The organism is Bacillus sp. LB7 (assembly GCF_030449715.1).
Classification (GTDB): domain Bacteria; phylum Bacillota; class Bacilli; order Bacillales; family Bacillaceae; genus Bacillus; species Bacillus paralicheniformis.
This window is the reverse complement of sequence record NZ_JASGCA010000025.1, coordinates 21,883-40,314: the sequence shown is the minus strand read 5'-3', so window position 1 is coordinate 40,314 and position 18,432 is coordinate 21,883. Positions and strand designations below refer to the sequence as shown.

The 18,432-nt window shown below is 42.9% G+C and carries 22 protein-coding genes; all 22 read right to left on the bottom strand.

Annotation, left to right across the window (positions count from 1 at the left end; translation table 11 throughout):
• Positions 1–172: 172 nt before the first annotated feature.
• A complete protein-coding gene (locus QMZ64_RS21070) occupies positions 173–2,050 on the bottom strand; it encodes a phage tail protein (RefSeq protein WP_265627854.1) in 1,878 nt (625 codons plus the stop codon).
• A 22-nt stretch (positions 2,051–2,072) separates the two neighbouring features.
• Positions 2,073–2,900: a phage tail domain-containing protein gene (locus QMZ64_RS21065; protein ID WP_095264184.1), complete on the bottom strand. Its 828-nt coding sequence runs from the start codon at positions 2,898–2,900 to the stop codon at positions 2,073–2,075.
• Positions 2,897–7,216 (bottom strand): phage tail tape measure protein, encoded by a 4,320-nt coding sequence (locus QMZ64_RS21060; protein WP_301441540.1) that lies wholly within the window; start codon positions 7,214–7,216, stop codon positions 2,897–2,899. The genes QMZ64_RS21065 and QMZ64_RS21060 overlap by 4 nt, the downstream gene beginning before the upstream one ends.
• Before the next feature lie 203 nt (positions 7,217–7,419).
• Entirely contained in the window at positions 7,420–7,782 is a 363-nt protein-coding gene (gpG, locus tag QMZ64_RS21055) for a phage tail assembly chaperone G (RefSeq protein WP_043054118.1), read from the bottom strand.
• Positions 7,782–8,414, bottom strand: coding sequence for a major tail protein (locus QMZ64_RS21050; RefSeq protein WP_265627719.1), 633 nt, complete (start codon positions 8,412–8,414; stop codon positions 7,782–7,784). Before QMZ64_RS21050 ends, gpG begins: the two co-directional genes overlap by 1 nt.
• A complete protein-coding gene (locus tag QMZ64_RS21045) occupies positions 8,415–8,795 on the bottom strand; it encodes a DUF3168 domain-containing protein (RefSeq protein WP_098408407.1) in 381 nt (126 codons plus the stop codon). It lies immediately after the preceding gene.
• Positions 8,795–9,205: an HK97-gp10 family putative phage morphogenesis protein gene (locus QMZ64_RS21040; protein ID WP_265627720.1), complete on the bottom strand. Its 411-nt coding sequence runs from the start codon at positions 9,203–9,205 to the stop codon at positions 8,795–8,797. The genes QMZ64_RS21045 and QMZ64_RS21040 overlap by 1 nt, the downstream gene beginning before the upstream one ends.
• Complete coding sequence (locus QMZ64_RS21035) at positions 9,183–9,533, bottom strand: phage head closure protein (RefSeq protein ID WP_265627721.1); 351 nt, start codon at positions 9,531–9,533, stop codon at positions 9,183–9,185. The genes QMZ64_RS21040 and QMZ64_RS21035 overlap by 23 nt, the downstream gene beginning before the upstream one ends.
• Positions 9,502–9,792 (bottom strand): head-tail connector protein, encoded by a 291-nt coding sequence (locus QMZ64_RS21030; RefSeq protein ID WP_265627722.1) that lies wholly within the window; start codon positions 9,790–9,792, stop codon positions 9,502–9,504. Before QMZ64_RS21030 ends, QMZ64_RS21035 begins: the two co-directional genes overlap by 32 nt.
• Positions 9,770–11,068, bottom strand: a complete 1,299-nt coding sequence (locus QMZ64_RS21025) for a phage major capsid protein (RefSeq protein ID WP_265627723.1) — start codon at positions 11,066–11,068, stop codon at positions 9,770–9,772. The genes QMZ64_RS21030 and QMZ64_RS21025 overlap by 23 nt, the downstream gene beginning before the upstream one ends.
• The gene (locus QMZ64_RS21020) at positions 11,065–11,655 is read right to left on the bottom strand and encodes an HK97 family phage prohead protease (protein WP_095264177.1); all 591 of its coding nucleotides are present in this window, start codon (positions 11,653–11,655) and stop codon (positions 11,065–11,067) included. Before QMZ64_RS21020 ends, QMZ64_RS21025 begins: the two co-directional genes overlap by 4 nt.
• A complete protein-coding gene (locus QMZ64_RS21015) occupies positions 11,648–12,826 on the bottom strand; it encodes a phage portal protein (protein WP_106071243.1) in 1,179 nt (392 codons plus the stop codon). Before QMZ64_RS21015 ends, QMZ64_RS21020 begins: the two co-directional genes overlap by 8 nt.
• A 12-nt stretch (positions 12,827–12,838) precedes the next feature.
• Positions 12,839–14,593 (bottom strand): terminase large subunit, encoded by a 1,755-nt coding sequence (locus QMZ64_RS21010; protein WP_106071239.1) that lies wholly within the window; start codon positions 14,591–14,593, stop codon positions 12,839–12,841.
• Positions 14,590–14,994 carry a P27 family phage terminase small subunit gene (locus tag QMZ64_RS21005; RefSeq protein WP_043054550.1) on the bottom strand — a complete coding sequence of 135 codons (405 nt, stop codon included), beginning with the start codon at positions 14,992–14,994 and terminating at the stop codon, positions 14,590–14,592. Before QMZ64_RS21005 ends, QMZ64_RS21010 begins: the two co-directional genes overlap by 4 nt.
• 77 nt (positions 14,995–15,071) lie before the next feature.
• Positions 15,072–15,293 carry an HNH endonuclease gene (locus QMZ64_RS23215; protein ID WP_367304416.1) on the bottom strand — a complete coding sequence of 74 codons (222 nt, stop codon included), beginning with the start codon at positions 15,291–15,293 and terminating at the stop codon, positions 15,072–15,074.
• Between the two features lie 146 nt (positions 15,294–15,439).
• Positions 15,440–15,643 carry a hypothetical protein gene (locus tag QMZ64_RS20995; protein WP_145644034.1) on the bottom strand — a complete coding sequence of 68 codons (204 nt, stop codon included), beginning with the start codon at positions 15,641–15,643 and terminating at the stop codon, positions 15,440–15,442.
• Positions 15,644–15,645: 2 nt separating this feature from the next.
• Positions 15,646–15,930: a hypothetical protein gene (locus QMZ64_RS20990; protein WP_081329447.1), complete on the bottom strand. Its 285-nt coding sequence runs from the start codon at positions 15,928–15,930 to the stop codon at positions 15,646–15,648.
• Complete coding sequence (locus QMZ64_RS20985) at positions 15,920–16,150, bottom strand: hypothetical protein (protein ID WP_069500267.1); 231 nt, start codon at positions 16,148–16,150, stop codon at positions 15,920–15,922. Before QMZ64_RS20985 ends, QMZ64_RS20990 begins: the two co-directional genes overlap by 11 nt.
• Positions 16,151–16,414: 264 nt before the next feature.
• Entirely contained in the window at positions 16,415–16,981 is a 567-nt protein-coding gene (locus tag QMZ64_RS20980; RefSeq protein WP_145644035.1) for a hypothetical protein, read from the bottom strand.
• 253 nt (positions 16,982–17,234) lie between these two features.
• On the bottom strand, positions 17,235–17,777 hold the full coding sequence (locus QMZ64_RS20975; RefSeq protein WP_043054103.1) for a site-specific integrase: 543 nt from the start codon (positions 17,775–17,777) through the stop codon (positions 17,235–17,237).
• Positions 17,777–18,217: an ArpU family phage packaging/lysis transcriptional regulator gene (locus QMZ64_RS20970; RefSeq protein ID WP_165426169.1), complete on the bottom strand. Its 441-nt coding sequence runs from the start codon at positions 18,215–18,217 to the stop codon at positions 17,777–17,779. The genes QMZ64_RS20975 and QMZ64_RS20970 overlap by 1 nt, the downstream gene beginning before the upstream one ends.
• Positions 18,218–18,232: 15 nt before the next feature.
• Positions 18,233–18,361, bottom strand: a complete 129-nt coding sequence (locus tag QMZ64_RS20965) for a hypothetical protein (RefSeq protein ID WP_265627724.1) — start codon at positions 18,359–18,361, stop codon at positions 18,233–18,235.
• Between the last annotated feature and the right edge of the window lie 71 nt (positions 18,362–18,432).

The following is an 18,432-nucleotide window of genomic DNA, read 5'->3' as shown; positions in this document are numbered from 1 at the left end:
TTCTGACGTATGGGCTTTTTTGGCTTCCTTATGAGAATTTAATGCCCTGATATTGTCGTTAAGTGCATTTTCCGTTATCCAAGCATTTTCATCCAATTGTGAAAGGAGCTTGGCATTAGGGACGGGATTATGCTGCTTCTCTAATTGATACATCGTTTCACCAACTTTCCTTTTAACTGTATCCCACAATCAGAATAGTTATTTTTGATCCTTCTGGAGCGTTTGATGGATCCAATAGTTTTCCGTTTTGAAGAAGAGAAACTGTAAAACTGTCTGTTTGGCTCCCTTCATAATCAACAGAGGCCGAAACGTTGTTTTGTTTCATGACCGTTGAACTTTCAGATGTCACATACTTAATTTGAAAATCATCATCCGTTTCCAAAAGGAGGCCGGTAGAACTGACAGAAACATTACCCAGACCGCTCGTGACTGCCCAAACACCAGAATTAAAGGTCAGTGTATACGTAAAGTTTCCGGGGATTTTGCCCTGTGTTGAGTTCACTACATTAAAAAGCTCCGCTTTGGCCGCCTGTATTTGGGCCAGTATCTGATTTTTTTGCTCGATCAGATACCTTTCTTGTTTTTTGATGCGACGCCTGCTGTCCAGTTGAATATCAATTAGGTCCTTCTTAAAGTTGGAGAAAGTGACTTCTGGCTTTTCGGTGTCATCCAACGGATTATAGAACATACTCACCGCGCGCAAATCGTCCTCAAATGTAATACCGTTTTGAGGCGTGTCCGCAATGACGTGGAGGGTATCTCCTTTTGTGATCTTGTCTTCTATGCCTTTCAACTCAGGGACTTCAATTTCTTCAAAATCAATATCAACTGTGACCTCCGGAAACGGATTGACTTTTTGTTTCAAGAGAGCTTTCATATCTTCTGCCTTTGTGATCGATTCATCTCTTATGGTTTCTGCCCATGTCGGCTGCCCTTCAATTAAAAAATCCTTTTCATTCGGATGAACAAAAAGGATGGGAGGAAACACATATTTTTCGGCTTCATTTTTAAATTCCCTGTAAATCTCAAATATATTTCCACGAAGCAAGTACATAACCGGAGCAGCACCTTTAGTTCCTTTTGTGTTTGGGTTTTTGCTGTCTTTGCTTTTAAAGGTCGCAACCACATTATGTTTTTTATGGTCAAGGCCTCTAACCACTTCAATGACTTCCTCTTTCGGATCATTGTCTTTATAGACTGAAATCGTCTTCGTTGTATCTTTATCAATGACAAATTCCCATTTACCGCCAAGCTTCGAAGTCAGAGTTTTAAACCTGAATCCTGTGCCTGTAAAAGAGAAAGTAAAAGCTGAACCAATTTTTGATGTTTTATCAGCTTTTAATGACTCATCATAAGTCCATGAACCAGTTTTTGCTTCGTATCCGATTGATTCGTCACCCAACATGTCTTTTTCTTCTTTTTGTTTCCCATAGCCGCGCCCGCGTGTGGCCGTATTATCTTCGGATATTTGAATCTGCAGCCCTTGTATATTTGCCCTGGTATCAAGGGTTTTATTAATTCTACGGCCCATCTTTTTATAGACGTAGATATGACTATTATCCACATCAAATTCAACCTTGTAATTAGAGGCGATAGAGTCCATCAGATCAATGGAAAAAGCATCCCCAAAACTATCAGTTTTTACGGGCTTGATGTCTCTGGCATCAGCCATAATTTCATAAGTGAAGTTGCTGCCTTTCAGGGCATGATTTAAAGCTTTATCAAGAGAAATTTCTCCCGTTATCACATCATCAACACGATTTTTCCCAAGCAAAAAGACGTAAATATGATTGGCCGAGATCGACTTTGATAACAATTCTCCATCTTGAGAGATTTGAACGTTACGAATGACATATTTTTGATTTTTAAAAACCCTCTCATCAATTACGATAAGATTACGGCCAGTCAACGCATTAAATGCCAATGGATCACTAAAACTATTTTCAAGAGTGAAACCCAGACTCTTTTTCCCGTCAACTCCATCCGTTACACGCGGGGTGGCGTCTGCAATTTCATATTTTTGACCTGTAAACCGATCTTGCACATACATTTGATTCACCTGTTACCGCCCCCTACTTATAGTAAAATCGTGTAATGAAATGAAGGTCACTATAATCTGCATTTTCAATTGAAAACTTATTTTCACCTGGAGCAAGTTCCGGGAATCGGCCACGGGTAGAAATGACATTACTTCCTTTGACGATATATTGTTTGACCACCGTCAAAAGATTCTTTTTTGAATGGCTGCCGGAAAGCGTTATACTGTCCCCGGTTGTTTTATTTGTGATCTTAATGTCTTTGCCTTCAAAGTACATTTGCACTTTGTAATCATGCTCAATAGGTGAAAGGGCGGCATCCCCAAAATTGTATACGCTGAATCGATTCTTGTTTTTAAACTGAAAAGGCTGCTCGCTGAATTTGCCTATATTCATTCCTAGATTAAATCGTTCTCCCTGCAAGTTCACAGGAATGGTACTGTCATAAACAGATTCAGCCAACCCTTGAATAGCCGTAAATGTAACAGAAAAAGTGTTTGCCAGTTTCCCGTTATCCTGGGAAATAGAAAACACATCATCTGCTGTCACAAGCCATCGTTTATTTGGCTCATATGAGTGAATCACATGATACGGGTCTTGAGTGACAAGCAAGGCATATAAATTCGAACGATACAAATAGAATTGCTCTGGGTTATGGGCTTCGACAGCAAATTCAGCCGCTATTTTTCTTTCTTTGTAACGTCCCGGACTGTTTTTTGATGGACTGAGCAGACCGTTTCTATTTTTCAAGGTAACGGTCTGCCGCTCATAAACAGGAGATTCAGGGACGAATGAAAGGAGAGACACACCAGGCAGAATTTCGCTAATGGGTTTATCACCTATGATCAAATCCAAATCCCTCATGAAATCCCTCCAATTAATGAGCTTCTATCATTGAATTCTTTTGTACTGATAGCCGTTAAGACCTTGCCGACTTTCCTGCCGCTCATGATTACATTACCTTCTTTTGCTGCAATTTCTCTTAAAAGAGCGTTTTGTTCTATTAGCAATGCAATTTGTTGATCCTGCCGCTGTGTGATCGGTTCAATGGACGGCATTTGCGGAACGGTCTGCGCTGGGATACCTAATTCTTGCCCGGCTCTGGCCCAAATACCGATACTTCTTTCGCGATATTTCGGGTCCGTCGTAATGATATGCTCGTCATACCCTCTTTCGTTCAAAGCCGCAAGTTTTGTACCGCCTGCGCCTGGTGATACTCCGCCCGCAGCATATCCAACATATCCGCCGCCTCTGGCCATCGATTTTAAACCCGGATGATTTGATATATCTCCATAACGCGCCTTGATATAGTTAATGGCCGCTAGAATGTTGTCTATAGGGTTTAAGATGTTATTATGTCCCGGGAACTTATAGGCGTTGAATGTGGACGGGATGGTTTGCATTAGGCCCTGACTTGGGTGTCCGGCTTTTGCGTTAGAATCCCATAGGTTGATAGCGTTCGGATTCCCGCCGCTCTCCTTCATGGCAATTGTAACTAGCCCAGGAATCCATGAAATAGGCACGCCCGCGATGCCGACCGCTTCCGTTACCCATTGGTTGACGGCTTTCGTCCCGCCAGTTCCTTTGAATGTTTCCTGGTCCGGCATAACCCCTTTCAGAAATTCGGTAGCTCCATTTTTTAAGATCTTGAATATGCCGGTTCCAAATGAGTCAATGCCTTTCCCTGATTTGTATGGGATCATCCCATTAAACAATTTTTTGATTAATTTACCTGGGCCGTGGGTAAGCAAGTCCATTGCAGTTGCGCTGACATCCCCGACTTTATCCGCGACGCTTTTTCCAAAAGATAAAGCCCCATTGACCATCTTTTTAGAGCCATCCACAGCTTCTTTGAAAAAGTCGCCGACACCGCCGGCATAGCCAGGCATCTGCGTCATAGATGTTAGCTTTTTAGATTCATCATGAGGAAGTACAGAAGTTCCACGCGGGAGGTCCCAGATTTGCGGGCCGCCCATACCGACAACATACGTTCCAATTCCGGGTGAATGCGCCAGCTCCCAACCTTCCTCACCGACTAATGCCGCCCCACCAGGGTGAAAATTTGTTCCTTTTGCATATTTACCATTCAGCTTTTTACCATTTTTGCTATTGTAGCCTTTCGGTGTCCATTCTGGAATGGTTGGGATATGCATAAATTCAAGAACCTTATTAATTCCCCCGGTGACGCTATTGATAAAGCCGGCCAAATCAATAACAAATGAATCCCATTTAGTAAGGACATCGCCTGTTTCTTTGTCAACTTGTTTGATATGCCCGCCTGCTTGTTTCTCTGCTTGCTTTACAACATTTTCGTGCATTTCCTCTGCTTTTTTAACAGAACCATCGCGCTGCCGTTTTGCCTCTTTGATCAACTTATCTGCTTGTTTCTTGCTGATAGAACCTGTCTCATCCCGTTCGCGGACGATTGCTGCCACAGTTTGATCATATTTTTTGTTCGCTTCTTTCACCGCGCCATCACGGGCTTTGATACTGTTTTTGATTGTATCGGCTGCCTGGCGAGCTGTAATATTTTCCGACTCGTTTTTTAGTTTACTCATGATGGCCTTTTGTTCTACCTCGCCTTTGCTCATGGTTTGAACAGCCGTGTTCATCATTTTCTTTTGAATGCTGTTGATTTGGGTCCGTTCTTTTTGTGTAAGCTGGCGTTTTTCTGCGCTGGCCTTGTTTAATATTTCTTTGATCTGTTTCTGCCCTTTATCGACAGCCTGGGTTTCTTGATTTTGCTTCTTTTTCACATTGTTTAAAATGGCATTTTGTTCCCTCTGACTCAGGCTTTTACTGGATGAAAGGAATTTACTAAGGGTCTGGTAACTTTGGTTTCCTTTTGTCTCAATACTTGTTTTGATCTTGCTACCCATCTGTTCAAAGTTTTGTGCGATACTGTCCGCCGTTTTTTTAGAGACAGTTTCACCTGACCATTGCAGCTTGTTAAGCTGGACAGTTGCTTGATCATTTAATTTTTTGTAGCCCAAAACAGCTTTTGTCGTGGATTCAGAAACCTTGTTCCCGAAGCTGTCTAGCGTCGGAATTTGTTCTTGTTTCATATGGTTATATAGCTTGTATCCACCTTCTGCTAAAAGGCTGACGCCCGTAACTGCAAGCCCAACGGGGCCGCCCAGAGCGCTAAAACCAAGCCGAGCAATTCCAGCGACTCGCGAAACACTCCCGAGACTCTTAACAAGACCCAGAGCCTTTGCTCCAAACCCGGCAAATTTGCCAGTTGCTTGAGCTGCACCGCCGCCCAAAGTTTCGGCTGCCGCTGTTGCTGTTCGTGCGCCTCCGCGGAAGTTAAAGAGTGATTTGGTGCCCTTTATAATTTCAGGCGCGAACGTTGTTGCGATCCCAAGAACAGACCCCCATTTACCGCCAAACATCGCAAGAGCACCGCCAGCAAGTCCGGCAGCGCCCCTGAACCCGCGAAGGCCCCGTGTATTTCGAGATAATGCCGTGCCGCTTGCGTTCATTTGGACAGCTGCAGCCGTATTCGCGGCCGCTAATTGTGCTGTTGAACGTTGGGTCATAGCTGCTTCTGCTCTGTATCGACCGAATGCTGCGGCACCTCTGCCCAGGGCACCAGTGAGGGTGCTAATGCTCGATACAACTGCACCCAAAGCAATGACAACAGGAGGAAACGCCGCAGCAACCAATCCTGCGATAACGATTGTGTTCTGCATGGCCGGTGATAGACCTTGAAACCAATTCGTAAAGTCTTTGACTGTCTTTCCTGCCGCCTGCAAAGCCGGTTCGATCTTATCAAGTAAAATTTCACCGACCGGAAGTAAATTAGACTGCAATAGCCTAAAATCTTGGGCCACGCGATCACCAAAGTTGTCTTTCAAAGCCTTTCCTGCCTTGTCTGTGGCTCCTTTAACATCACCAAGCATATCCTTGGCCGGATTCATCGCGGTTACCACTTTGCCCCGCAAATCTTCCCATTGCGTGCCAAATAGAGCGACACCGGCCTGATCCTTTTCTAATGGGTCTTTCATGGCCGCTAAGGCGGACACGGTTGCCATGAAAGCTTGTTCCCCTTCTTTTCCACCTTTGGCGATGGCTGCACCCATCTTGTCAGCGTCCAGGCCGATAGCTTTAAAGCCTGCGGCAGTCGTTTTTGATCCGTCTTGGGCACGAATATTAAATTCTTTGACCGCATCCCCAACCTTATCCATGTTCCAAGCGCCATTTTGTGCACCTTGAATCATAATGTTAAACATGCCGTCAATGGAAAGCCCCGCTGATTTGAACTGGGCTGAGTATTCTGAGATCGTATCTAAAAGCTCGTTTGAATAATCGCCGCCTTTTTGCGCAGAAACGGTGATGTAATCAAAAGCTTTCCCTGCATCCACACCAAAGTTATCAATCAAGGCTTTAGCTGCCCGAGTGCTTTCAGGTATTTCAAATTCAAAAGTATCCCGGAGAACATAAGCGCGTTTTGTGGCCTGTTCAAGTTCTTCTCCCTTTAAGCCTTGAAAATTTTTTCTAACATCAATAACGCCCTGGTTTGCTTCTTCTAGTGATTCACCGAAGCCACTAACCCACACATCTTTTGATATGTTGGCTACTTCCCGTGCCTCTTCTTTCGTCATGTTCAAGGAAGATGAGATTTTCCCCTGGGCTTTTTGGAAATCGGCTGCGGATTTAAGGGCCAAACCCCCGAGTACACCGATAGGAGCCGTAATCCCGGCGAATCCTACCTTTCCTATCATCCGTAGCCGTTCGCCTTGGGTTTGAAGGCGTTCGCCATACTCTTGCAAGCTTCTGCCCGCTCGGGTCCATGCAGAATTTTGAGTGTTAATTTCTAATGTCGTAGCCCTTAACTGCCGGCCGAGACGGTTATACATGGCTGTTTCATTGTTGATCCTCTGGGCCAGTTGTAAAGCAGCTTGTGAGTTTTCCCCTTTTTCACGTGCGAGCTCTTCATATTTCGCCCGCAGCTGTTCGATTTTTGAACCTTGCAGCTGATACAGTTTGGACAAACCTTCCTGTTTTTGGCGTAGCTTGTCGGATGCGTCCCCAAGCTCTCCAAACTGCGATGCAGAAGCCTTCAATTCACTTCGAACCAACGCCATTTTTTCCGCCACGTTATCTATTCCGGCCGAAAAACCGCCATCATCAAACCCTAAGCGATAAATCATATTTCCTAAGCTTTCCGTTGCCACAGTCTCACCTCCCACCTAAAACACATGATCTATCGGCACAGTTTTTGCTCGCTTGCGTTGCTCTTTCGGGTTCTTGAGTTTTTCCCGATGCTCAAGCAATTCAATAAAAAAAGGATAGTCACTATTATCAATTTCATTTAGCGTCCATCCTCTTTCGTCCATCAATTGAACGTATATATCTTTGACGTTGTCTAATGCCTGATCTATTGTGACTCTTTCTGTACCTTTTCCAGCAGCTTTCCCAAATCAAAATCCTCTTTTTCTTTTTCGATTTCCTCACGGGTTGGATAGCCGAGAACCCCTACCCCGATAATGTCATAAATCACATTCCGGTGATCGATCGTATTCAGACCGTCATTAATCTGCTTTCTTGTGAATTTTTTATCAAAAATTTCAACGATAAGGTTCAACTGTCTGTTTTCAACTTCCTCTGGCTCTGCCTCATCGCTTCTCGCGTACTTCTCAATTTCAAGTGCTTTACGCTTAAATTTAAAAGGGATAAATTCCTGCGTAAACGCTACATCTTCGCCGTCAATTCGTAATGTAATTTCCAAAGGTTTAGACATTATGCTGCTCCCCCGCTTGTACTTGTTTTAGTTGTGGTTGTTGTAGAAGCCGTAGCCGTTGAAGAACTATCAAGTTTAGAGACGTCAAATACTGCATCAAAGAATGTATCTCTGTATTCGTCATATCCTTCCACGCTGCTGTCACCGGTGATTTTAAAGACCTTGTCACTACGTTGAATAAATGTGCCCTCAATTTCTTCTGTTTGGAAATCTGTTTTATCTTCAGCGGTTTTCCAATCAATGCCTGGGATTCCAAAGCGCCCTTTGGTTAGCCAAACATGGCGTACGTTTCCGTCCTCTTTTGTTCCTGTAAACCCGAGGGCGACATATGGAGGAACAACACCTTTTTTCCACACAATGACCCCTTTCACAAGTTTTTGTCCTGTAATATCTGATAGGACCTCTTGAGGAATTTCAGAAATCCCCAATTTCACTTTTGTTTCTCCGATATTGGAATTGACGATAATCGGCCCGTTATCGGCATATAGTGTACTCATTTCATTAGTTGTATCAACGTTTGCTTGAATAGCTGGTGCAAAAGGCTGTACAGGCCCGTATTGAATATTTCCTTTTTCGTCTTTGGTGAGCTTGGCATATACTAAATTTTCAAGACCTACATTAACACTGCCCATTTAATCTTCCTCCTTTAATTTCACAATTGTTCGATATAAAAAAGCCTTTCTAAAAGCAGAACGTTCCTCTTCGTCAAAAGGAGTAACAGACATTCTCTTACATTTGAGAGCTTTCATTTTTTTATCTACCGCGGTTTGTAAAGGCCCTATGTTGCCATCAGCCTTCACCCATATATTGACTTGAATATCAATTTCCGCTGATGCGGCTTTATTGTCCTCATAGTCCTTATCAACGTTATCCATCTCCAGAACTAAAATATGAGGATATTCACGAGATTCCTCTAAAGGGAAGTTTCCGGCATATATCCGGCCGTCAGTCATCTGAAATACGTCAGGATCATCTAAAAGGGCTTTTACGATGTACGGTTCATAATCAATCATTACCTTGCCCCTTTCCGCATTTCATTCATGACAGCCTGGTTGATTGCCACGCGTTTAAGCCGATAAGCCCGAACAGCAAACGGGTTTCCCCGTACGAAACGGCCGTTCTTTGCAACATAGCCATTATGAACAAACTTCGCCCGCCAAGCCGTTTCCTTTCCGGGGCCAATATCAAAGCTGATTGCGTTTGGAATTGGCCTGTCTTTCTTCGGCGTCTGCCGTACCTGAATATCGTCTTTGATGTGTTTGTGATCAATTTCTGATACAGGAACCTCTGCCCTCATACCGTCTCTTAAAACGTTCCCGCCGGCTCGCAATGATCTGACTTGACGTTTTTCAACATCTTGCCCAAACCTTTCAAGACGGCGAAGAGCATCGTCAAAGCCATCAACTTGAACCGCTATTCTCATGATCCCACCCCACACATTGCAATGTCATAAGCTCCTGATTTTGCAAATCGGGAATGACCTTTTCGATCTTAAAAGGTTGACCCTTGTATACAACACGCATAGAGCCTGATTTAATCCCTTTTCGGTGTCGAATGCGAAACCATGCAGTATTTTCCTGATGGGCCGCAGATGCTTGGATAATGTAACGATCCCGCGGCTGCATAATTTCGGACCAAGCTTTTATAAACGTTGTCCAAACGTATTCCGGTTTCATCGTTTTAGGATTGCGCCCTGGCACCCCCTTTTGAATCTCAATTTTATGTTTCAGCTCCCCCGGATTCACTGGCATTGTCATCACCACACATTTCCGCTTGAAGGATTAACGGGGTTAAGGCATCCAGGGCAAGGTTCATACTTTTTTCCGTCACCCTAAATTCATAAAAGATGCCAGCCGCCAGAATAATCAAATGATCATCCTCACGCCCTGTTGCCCTTCTGATGTAATTTGCAGCAGACTGCAAATAAAAAGACAGCAAGGAATTTTCCTCACTGTCTTCAATCCTTAAATGCTCTTTTAAGCGATCATTAAGCCGATGCAGTTCCGCCATCAGTCGTCAACTCCAATTTAAATACTGTTGGCTCAAATGGTGAATAGATCAATTGGCCATCATTTAAGTGCCAAATTTTGAAGCCGACATGGTTTGTATCACTGTATTTTTCCAGAAGCTTGCTGACTTCTAAAGAATTAATGACATCTTGAATGTGGAATGAACTAAAATCACCAAAGTATAGGCGCGGTACATCCGGTGTGCTGCCGTCCACATAATCAGTTACATCAACCGGATAGCCCAGAATCCTGTAACCGAAGGCTCCTTCAATATAAGCCTCGCGCAACAACGGCTTTCCGTCTTTATCTTTTAACGTTTCAATAGCTGTAAGGGCAGCTCTATTCATCATCCAACGAGAATTTTTGAGTTTAGACGTTGGAACAGAATTTTTCAATCGAACAAGCTTGTCATAAACCTCCATATTCCCCGGATTAAATGCAACAGCTTTTTGAATCAAGGAACCCGGATTATCTGTAGAGTTGAAGAAGAAATTTGCCTCTTCTTCTACATAGGATTTTTTCAGCTCTTCAATCACTGTTTGTTCAACAGGCATGTCAGTCATGGCAAGCAATTTTTTGGTGATCAACACCAGCGCATCAATTTCAGAAGGGTTCAGGAATACTTCATCAAAATTGATGTCGGTCTGCGGAATTGGATTGTCCAATGTTCTTTCAGTTTTAATCCGCTGGGCTTTTGCTTTCTTCACCAGAACCGGATAACCTTGTGTTCCTTTTGTCTGAACGCGGGTTCCGTATTTCCGCAACAGGTTTTCTTCTTGGGCATAAGTAATGATTTCTTTTGATAGAGATTCTGGAATTAAAACCTTCCCGTTAGTTGTCTCAACACCCATCGCCCGCGCTTCGTTCTCGCTTATACGCCCGACAAGATAGTTTGCGAAGGCTTTGCGCTGCTCCCCTTCTTTTGCCTGTTTGCGGCTTTCAGAGGATAGAGATTTCATGATATTGCTGACAATAGCGTCCCGCTTTTCAGGTGCGATAAACTGCTGGCCGCGCTGTTCTGTTTCATCTGATTCCCTTTCTTCTCCGCCTTCGTCGCCGTCTCTTTCGCCTTCTTCTGGCTGCTTTTCTTCGTCGCCTTTTAAATTTTCAAGCTCCGCTTTTACGGCATCAAGTTCCGCGGCCAGTTCGGCTACCTCTTTTTCTATTGTTTCGATAGAGGAGGATTCCGTTTGGTCTCCTTCTAAATCAGCCCGCAGCTCCTTCATACGATTTTCAATCGTCGCTTTACGTTTTTCTAAAATATCACTTAGTTTCATTTCATAGCCTCCTGAATTTTATTAATTAGTTGCTGCTTTTTTTGCCGCAGCTCATTTTTTTGTTTTGCTCTCTGATAAATGTCACCAGATCGGACAAGTGACGCTTCTGTATCCTCATATGCAGGAAAGGCGACAACGCTAATTTCAAAGAGTTCTACCTCTTGAATCGTGCGTGTCGCTGGTGATGTATCATAATTCCATTCGTCTTTTACTACGTTGAATCCAAAAGAACATTGATTAATGTCGCCGCGCTCCATACTCCGGCGCAGATCATTTGCCCAAGAGGTATCTGGCGGCGTAACAGTAAATTTCAAACCCTTGTCATCTTCTTCGAGTTGCAGGGTTCCGCTGCGTGTCCGCCCAAGCACATAATCCCAATTGTGATTAAAAAGGGCACGGACATCGTCCTGTCTTGATAACGCCTTTTGAAAGGCACCGGGTGCGATCACTTCGGTGAACATCCCGCCAATATCGGCCGGACTATTAAAAACAGCCCCATAACCAGTTATTTGTGGTGTCTCTTCCTGATCTGCAAGCTGCCTAATTTCCAGACCCTTGATTTGAAAAGTCCGCTGCTCTTTATCCATCCTCATCACCACCTTTCAGGCTGCTTTTCAGAACATCTTCCAGCCTGTCCAAGCCCACAAGGTCTTTACTGATATAAAGTTTGCTGGATTCTTCTGTATTCAATCGTTTGAAACCAAGCATTTCCCGAGCGTCGTCAGGAACGGCGATTGAAGTCCGCACTAGGTTGTAAGCAATCTCCGTTTTGGTTTTCATGCCTACGAAGTCTAATAGATTGTGACGGAATTTTAAGCGCAGCCCGCTATTTTTCCCAAAAAATAAAATGGTCAAATGTTCTTCGATATTGCGAAAAATAGGCTTTAGACAACTCGTGTAAAGCTTCATCATGGCTTGTTCCATGTCTTTTTCTTCGAGCTTGTCCAGCAAGTCCTTATCCATGCCGAAAAACTTACCTAAATCTTTTTTGTAGATATTCAAATACTTGAGCGTTTTTTCATCATCCACAGGGGATTCAAGAGCTTCAATTTCGTACCCTCGGCCTAAAGGAATCAATTTTGTTTTCCCTGAGTCTTTAATCCCCTCTAGCTGGTCAAGTATCGCTTTTACGGTTTTGGTTTGATTCGTATTGGTCGGGGAAAGGTGCGTTTCTAATTTAAGAAGGAACGCCATAAGCCCGCCCTTTTTATATTTTTCAGTCAGCGCCTTTTCAGCGTTCATGACGCCTTCCAGCGTTTCCTTTGCCAACTCTAACAGGCCAACACCCTCCAAATGGCTCAAGCCTATATTTTTAATGTGCCTTACCATGTAGGACGGAACGACTTCACCGGACACAGTGATTTTCTCCGTTCCGGCTGCGGTCAGCTCGCTATAAGCATTATTCAAAATGTGCAGCTGGCTTTGATCGTAGAAGACATACACGTCACCGCGGAGCAAATATACATTTGTCAGCAGCTTCTTAAATTCAAATCCGGTTAAATAATCATTCGGACAATTTAAAACCCGCAAAGCACGATCAGCCCGCGGGTCTTTTGAGTTTTTACCTGTCGTTTCATCTTCCACAACGAATTCTGTCAATGCGACCTGGTCGCTGATCAGCTTCATCAGATTGTATGTGTCACTGGATTTCAGGATATTATCGTCATTGACAAATGCACCATAATTAAAATATGAATTTTGAAACCAATTGAAACTACGTTTGCTGAACCGTCCCGCTAAATTACGGATAAACCCCACTCTCATCACCCCCTATCTGTACAATTCATTAAGCATTGCGTCATATTCGTCTTCATCGTAATCAACCAGCATCATCATGGTTTCTTTATGGGCATTCAAAAAAGCAACAAAGCCGTCAATTTTGGCTTTACTTTGCTTTTTTGAAGGCCGCTTCAAGCCTTGAAAGTTTTTATCCGCTACGACGTTTTCTGTGCAGTAGATAAAAAGGGGATTATCCGTCTTAATTCGTTCTTCAAACATTAAAATTTCAGCATCATCAAAAGGTGCATTGAGGACGGTAGAATATTGTTTTGTCTCCACGCAAGTCAATCCCTCGGCCTCAAGGGCTTCAACCACTTTTTGAGAAAGCGCCGGGTCATAATTGACCTGCTCAACATCATAAATTCGTGAGCATTCCACAATGAATTCGACAACCATATCATAGTCAATCGTTTTACCAGGGCATAACGTTAAAAAACCCCGCTCGGCCAAGTTCCGATACGGGATATTCTCCATTCTTTCGCGTGCTTCCAGGTTATGATCCGGGATAAAATACATCTGTTTGACTTTCAACATCGATTTTCCGTTTTCATCATGGGTCGGGATATTAATAGACACGCATGTGAGGTCTGTCGTTCTGGATAAATCAAGGCCAATAACTGCCTGTTCGCCAGATAAATCGCCCAGGTCTTTGATCAGGTTCCCTTCCTTGTCCTCGATCATTTTCTGGACAATATCTTTGTCAAAATACGTGCCGGTGCTGCGGACGAAAATATTCAGATACTTGGCCAAAAACTCATCCTTTCGCTCCGCGCTCATCTGAGCCGTTTTAAACTCACTTTCTAAAAAGTCAGGTTGGACACTGATTCCCCAGTTTGGATTCACCTTTTTCCAGACTTTCCGATCATCCCATTTATCTCCCTTGTCGGGTTCGGTAATGTACGTGAAATAGGAAATGTCCTCTTCTTCCTCATTTTTGTTATTCAATAGGCCCCGCGCATAATCATAGATTTGCAGACCGACGGAAGTCGTGCCTTTTCCTGCTGTCGAAATGATGAACATTAACGGCTGCAGCCGCGAACCCATACCGGATTTTAAAACATCGTACATGTCGGCATTATTTTGCGCGTGTACTTCATCCAGCAATACGAAATGAGGGTTTTTACCATCAAGGCCCTGTGTATTTTTAGACAGAGGCAGGATGCTATTTTCAAACTTCGTCCCGTTTATTGTGTAACGGTAAATGATAGCGTTAATGTGCCCCTTCGGACCTTTATAAATTTGGGTCCGCGTGTTTAGATCAGGGCTGTTTTGAATAGTCGCTGCAATTTGTTTCGCAGCAATATTCGCTTGTTCTGCATCGGTCGCCGCTGTAAAACATTCGGCGCCCTTTTCTCCATCTGCGTACATTGCATAAGTGGCAGCACCGGCTGCCAAAACAGTCTTGCCGTTTTTCCGTGGAATCTGAATATAAACAGTCCTAACAGCCCGGACAGTCCTTCCCTTGTCATCCTTTTTATAAAAGCCGTATATGTTTGTGAAAATGAATTTTTGCCACAATTCCAATTCAATGGGTTCGCCGGCAAGCTCTCCTTTTGAATGTTTGCAGAAGGTTTCTATAAAATCCATGACTTTATTTGCCTCGTCGACATCCAGCCACACGTCTTTTCGCTTTTTCATTCTCTTGTAGCGCTCAACAACTTTTATAACCGATTTACAATGATCTTTTTTATTCTTCAATACCTGATCAGCATATAAATCAGCATAGTTCACACCCCGTTCTATCACCCGTCAGCACTCCACTTCGATTTAAAGGTTTGGAAACTGTCGGTATTAGAATTAGGCTGACCACCGACTTGTTTTTGAAGCTTCGGTGTAAGCCCCAGCTGTTCCAGCAGCTTGCTTTTTTTCGTGTTCCAATCGGCTACCTGTTGAGCAAGAGGGTGTTTCATTTCATTTACTGCGCCGGCTTTATTTTGATGCAACCGCGTGGCCGGAAAACCTTCGTCCCTCCATTCTTCATACATTTGGGTATAGATCACATGAGCATCCAAATAGGTATTGATCAGAGGCGTAAGGGTTTCAGAATATGTCCCCGCCTCTTTCAGCCAGGCTAAAATTTTCCCTTCTTCATCAGCACGTATTTTTTTCAATTTTCGAGTCCTGGCCGACCGCTGCTGTGGTGTCATTTCCTTCAAATTCCCTCACACCCCCCTTTAAAATTTCATTTTTGTATACACGTGACTCCCCCTGCCCTGTCCCCAAATCAAAAAAATTTTGTGAAAACGGATGGGGGGGATTGTTTTTCCTTGTTTTCTATTTTTGCGTGGCATTTTGGACAAAGAAGAATCAAATTGGTTTCATCAAGCTTCAATTCTGGCTGCTTGGAAATCGGAATGACATGGTGAATGTGCGCGTTCTGTCCAAAAACAAAACGACCGCACTCATTGCAGGTGCCGCCGTCACGTTGGTAAATGTACTCTCTCATGGACTTCCAGGCATCAGATCGATAGAAAGCCTTGTTTGCAGACTGAAACTTGTTTTGCTTCCTGCTTTTCTTCCTTGGCCTGTGCTGATCACAATAATAGCTGCCTTCCTCTAAAAGATTCCGGCAGCCGTCATGAATGCAATATCTCATTTGGTATCAGTCTTCTCGTCCTTCTTTGTCCCTTTCGATTTGGTTGCCTTTGGCTTTGACTTTGACTCTGCTACTTCATTGGCTGCCGTCGATTGTTCAATCTCTGCGGCTTCCTCATGCGTTACGAAATGGGACTTCATTTCATATTTGTCCCACACTAATGCGCCGTGTGCTAACTTTTGAATGATTCGTTTGCTCATTGTTACTTCTCCTTCCTTTCGTTGTAAAAGTATCGATTATAAACAATCGACTTTGATCCAAACTTGCTTTCTTCATCAATGTATTCAATGTCGATATGTGTTGGACGAAAACCTGTATCATCATTCGTTAAGAATGAAAAATCCACACGGATTTTACGTTTAATCTCCTTTCCTTTGTAGAAAACACGTGGGACTGAATCAATATCATCAAGCTCAATCTGCAATAATGGCGGTTTTTCTTTAGATAGCTTTACACCTTTCGTAAGGCTTGGTTTTTCAATGCACAAATGAATCACCTTCTTTGACGAAAAACTCACGTATTTTCTTCTCGGCTTTTGAAAAACTCATTTCCTGTTCACCCGGAAAATAAAAGCTGCCTTCAACTTCAGCGGACTTAAAACGAACGGTGGCTTTTATCAAAAACCCATAGGTTTGAAATCCCATTATGCTCCCGTCACTAAATAGGGTTTCTCCTTTTCTCTCAATACTTTCTATAACGACTTCCATCCGTAGCCCTCCCTCAAATAAAAAACGCCCCCCGTTTGGGAAAGCGCCTGGATATATTCTTTCTAAACCAGGCCCACACTCAGAGGCTCTCATTGGGCCGCCAATCGTTTATTCTGAGATTTACTGGACCCGGTTTACAGAGAATATAAAAAAACGACCTCCAATAATGGAAGTCGCCTTCTTCAATTTTGATCTATTACCATAATATCTTATGTACAACAAAATGATGTGCCGTTATTGCGCCATAATTGTGCCATTTTGAATTTAAGGTTTCCATTTAACATCTCCCATGAGCTCTTCCATTGGTGTATTACCATGCAATTGTAAATTAAGACTATCTCTATAACCTACTAAAATATCATACACTGTTTGTGAGCTCTCACGTAATAATTCATATTCAGAATCTGAATGTCCTGTATAAAACTCTTCTTTTGTCTTTAACCAATGTTCTTTAAGATAGTCATTATATAATTCGAAAACATAAAGAATGTCCGTTACTTCAGAAATTGTAAAGTACTTTGCTAAGGTATCATTACTTAAACCAATTTCTCTGGGTACATCTTTTATATAGTCGGGATCATATTCATAAATTTGTTTTAAAAGAGCCGTAATCATCTTGTTTATCCTTGTGTCTATCCAATGCGCATAAATCCTCCTGTATTTCCATTCCCTGTTATCCTGTATCGTTTTTTCAATCTGTTTTATTTCTTTTGCAAATTCAAAGTTTTCCTTTGACAACTTGTTGCTTTTAACTGTCGCTTTCCATACTAAAAAACTAAAAACTCCTGTTGTAAATATGCCTAATAATTGAAGCCAATTGTCTATACTCAACTTAATCTCCCCCCTTCGAATTTATATTTTTTTGCTAATAGTTTATCACAAAAAATAACATTCAGATTCCATTTATCCACATTATCCACGAATTAACCATATCTTATATTGTGTCCAATTCACGGAAATGCTGAACCCTTTGCCCTGCATAGTTTGTAGCCATTTCCTTAAAATGAGTTGGACACTTTCTCATTATGGTTAGTTCGTTAAAATAGGCAGAAAAAAAACTCATCCGTTTTGAAGACAGATGAGCTTACAAGCTGAATGCGTCCATTGTTTGATCCATTGTGTCTTGAGTGATCCCGATATATCGAAGCGTGACGTCCGGGCTGGAATGGTTAAATATCTCTTGCAGCAGAGCAACGTCCTTGAATTTTTTATAATGCCAATAACCGAACGTTTTTCTCATAGTGTGCGTGCCTATACCATCAAGCCCCACGTATTCCGCAGCTTCTTTGAGTATGTTATATGCCGTGCTTCTGCTGATTGGTTTGTTAAGCCCTTCACGGCTCTTAAATAAAAATTCCTGGTCATCTCTATCTTTAATATAGTCAGCCAGGGCCTTTTTTAGGGCCTTATTTATTTTGATCCGTTTCTGCTTGCCGGTTTTCTTCTCGCGTAAATCGATGTACATTCGTTTGGCGTCGCGGACTCTTAAACGAAGTAAATCGGATATACGCAAGCCTGAGTTTATGCCGGTGACGAAAAGCAGATAGTTCCTTTCACTCCGTTCTCTTAGGAATTTCTTTATATAATAAATCTGGTCCATATCCCGGATAGGCTGCACAAAATTCATTACGAAGCACTTCCCTTCACATACACTTCTTCTTTCAATGCAAAAGCCAGATTGTAAAAAGCACGCGATTTTATCCGGAAGTATGTGCGCGGGCTTAACCCGATTTCGTTGTAAACCTCATAATCAAAACGGTGATCCTGTGACATATACCTCATGATGATGATCTGCCGTTCATTGGCCGGCAATCGATTCACAGCCTTTTGAATTTTTAAAAGAAAGGCATGTCGTTCCTGTTCCATTTCAATTCTTTTGATGGCCGTATCCTCGGTAGATGAATGAAACGCGTTTGTATTTGACGGTGGAACGATGTTAAAGCCCGCTGTTATCTTCGGCAGCAGATCATCTGGCACTTGCAAGAGAACCACCCTGTAATTATCCAGTATGGCTTCAATTTTCTTTTTCGTCGCTTCTCTATCGATTTCGGGTAATTGAAATAGCATGGTTTATTCCTCCCTTTATTTACGCTTATAAGCGCCGCCTTTCCCTCGTTTAAGAATCTGCTTGTTTTGCCCCATAATCTCTCGCCAAAAGCGCTCAGAGCGTTCCCGTGTTTTTTCAGGGCGTTTTCTTTTGGTGTGCTTCATATCTATTGCTCCTTTCGCTAGACCGCAGCCGGGACAAATAAAAAACGGACACCAAACAAACAGCGTAAAAG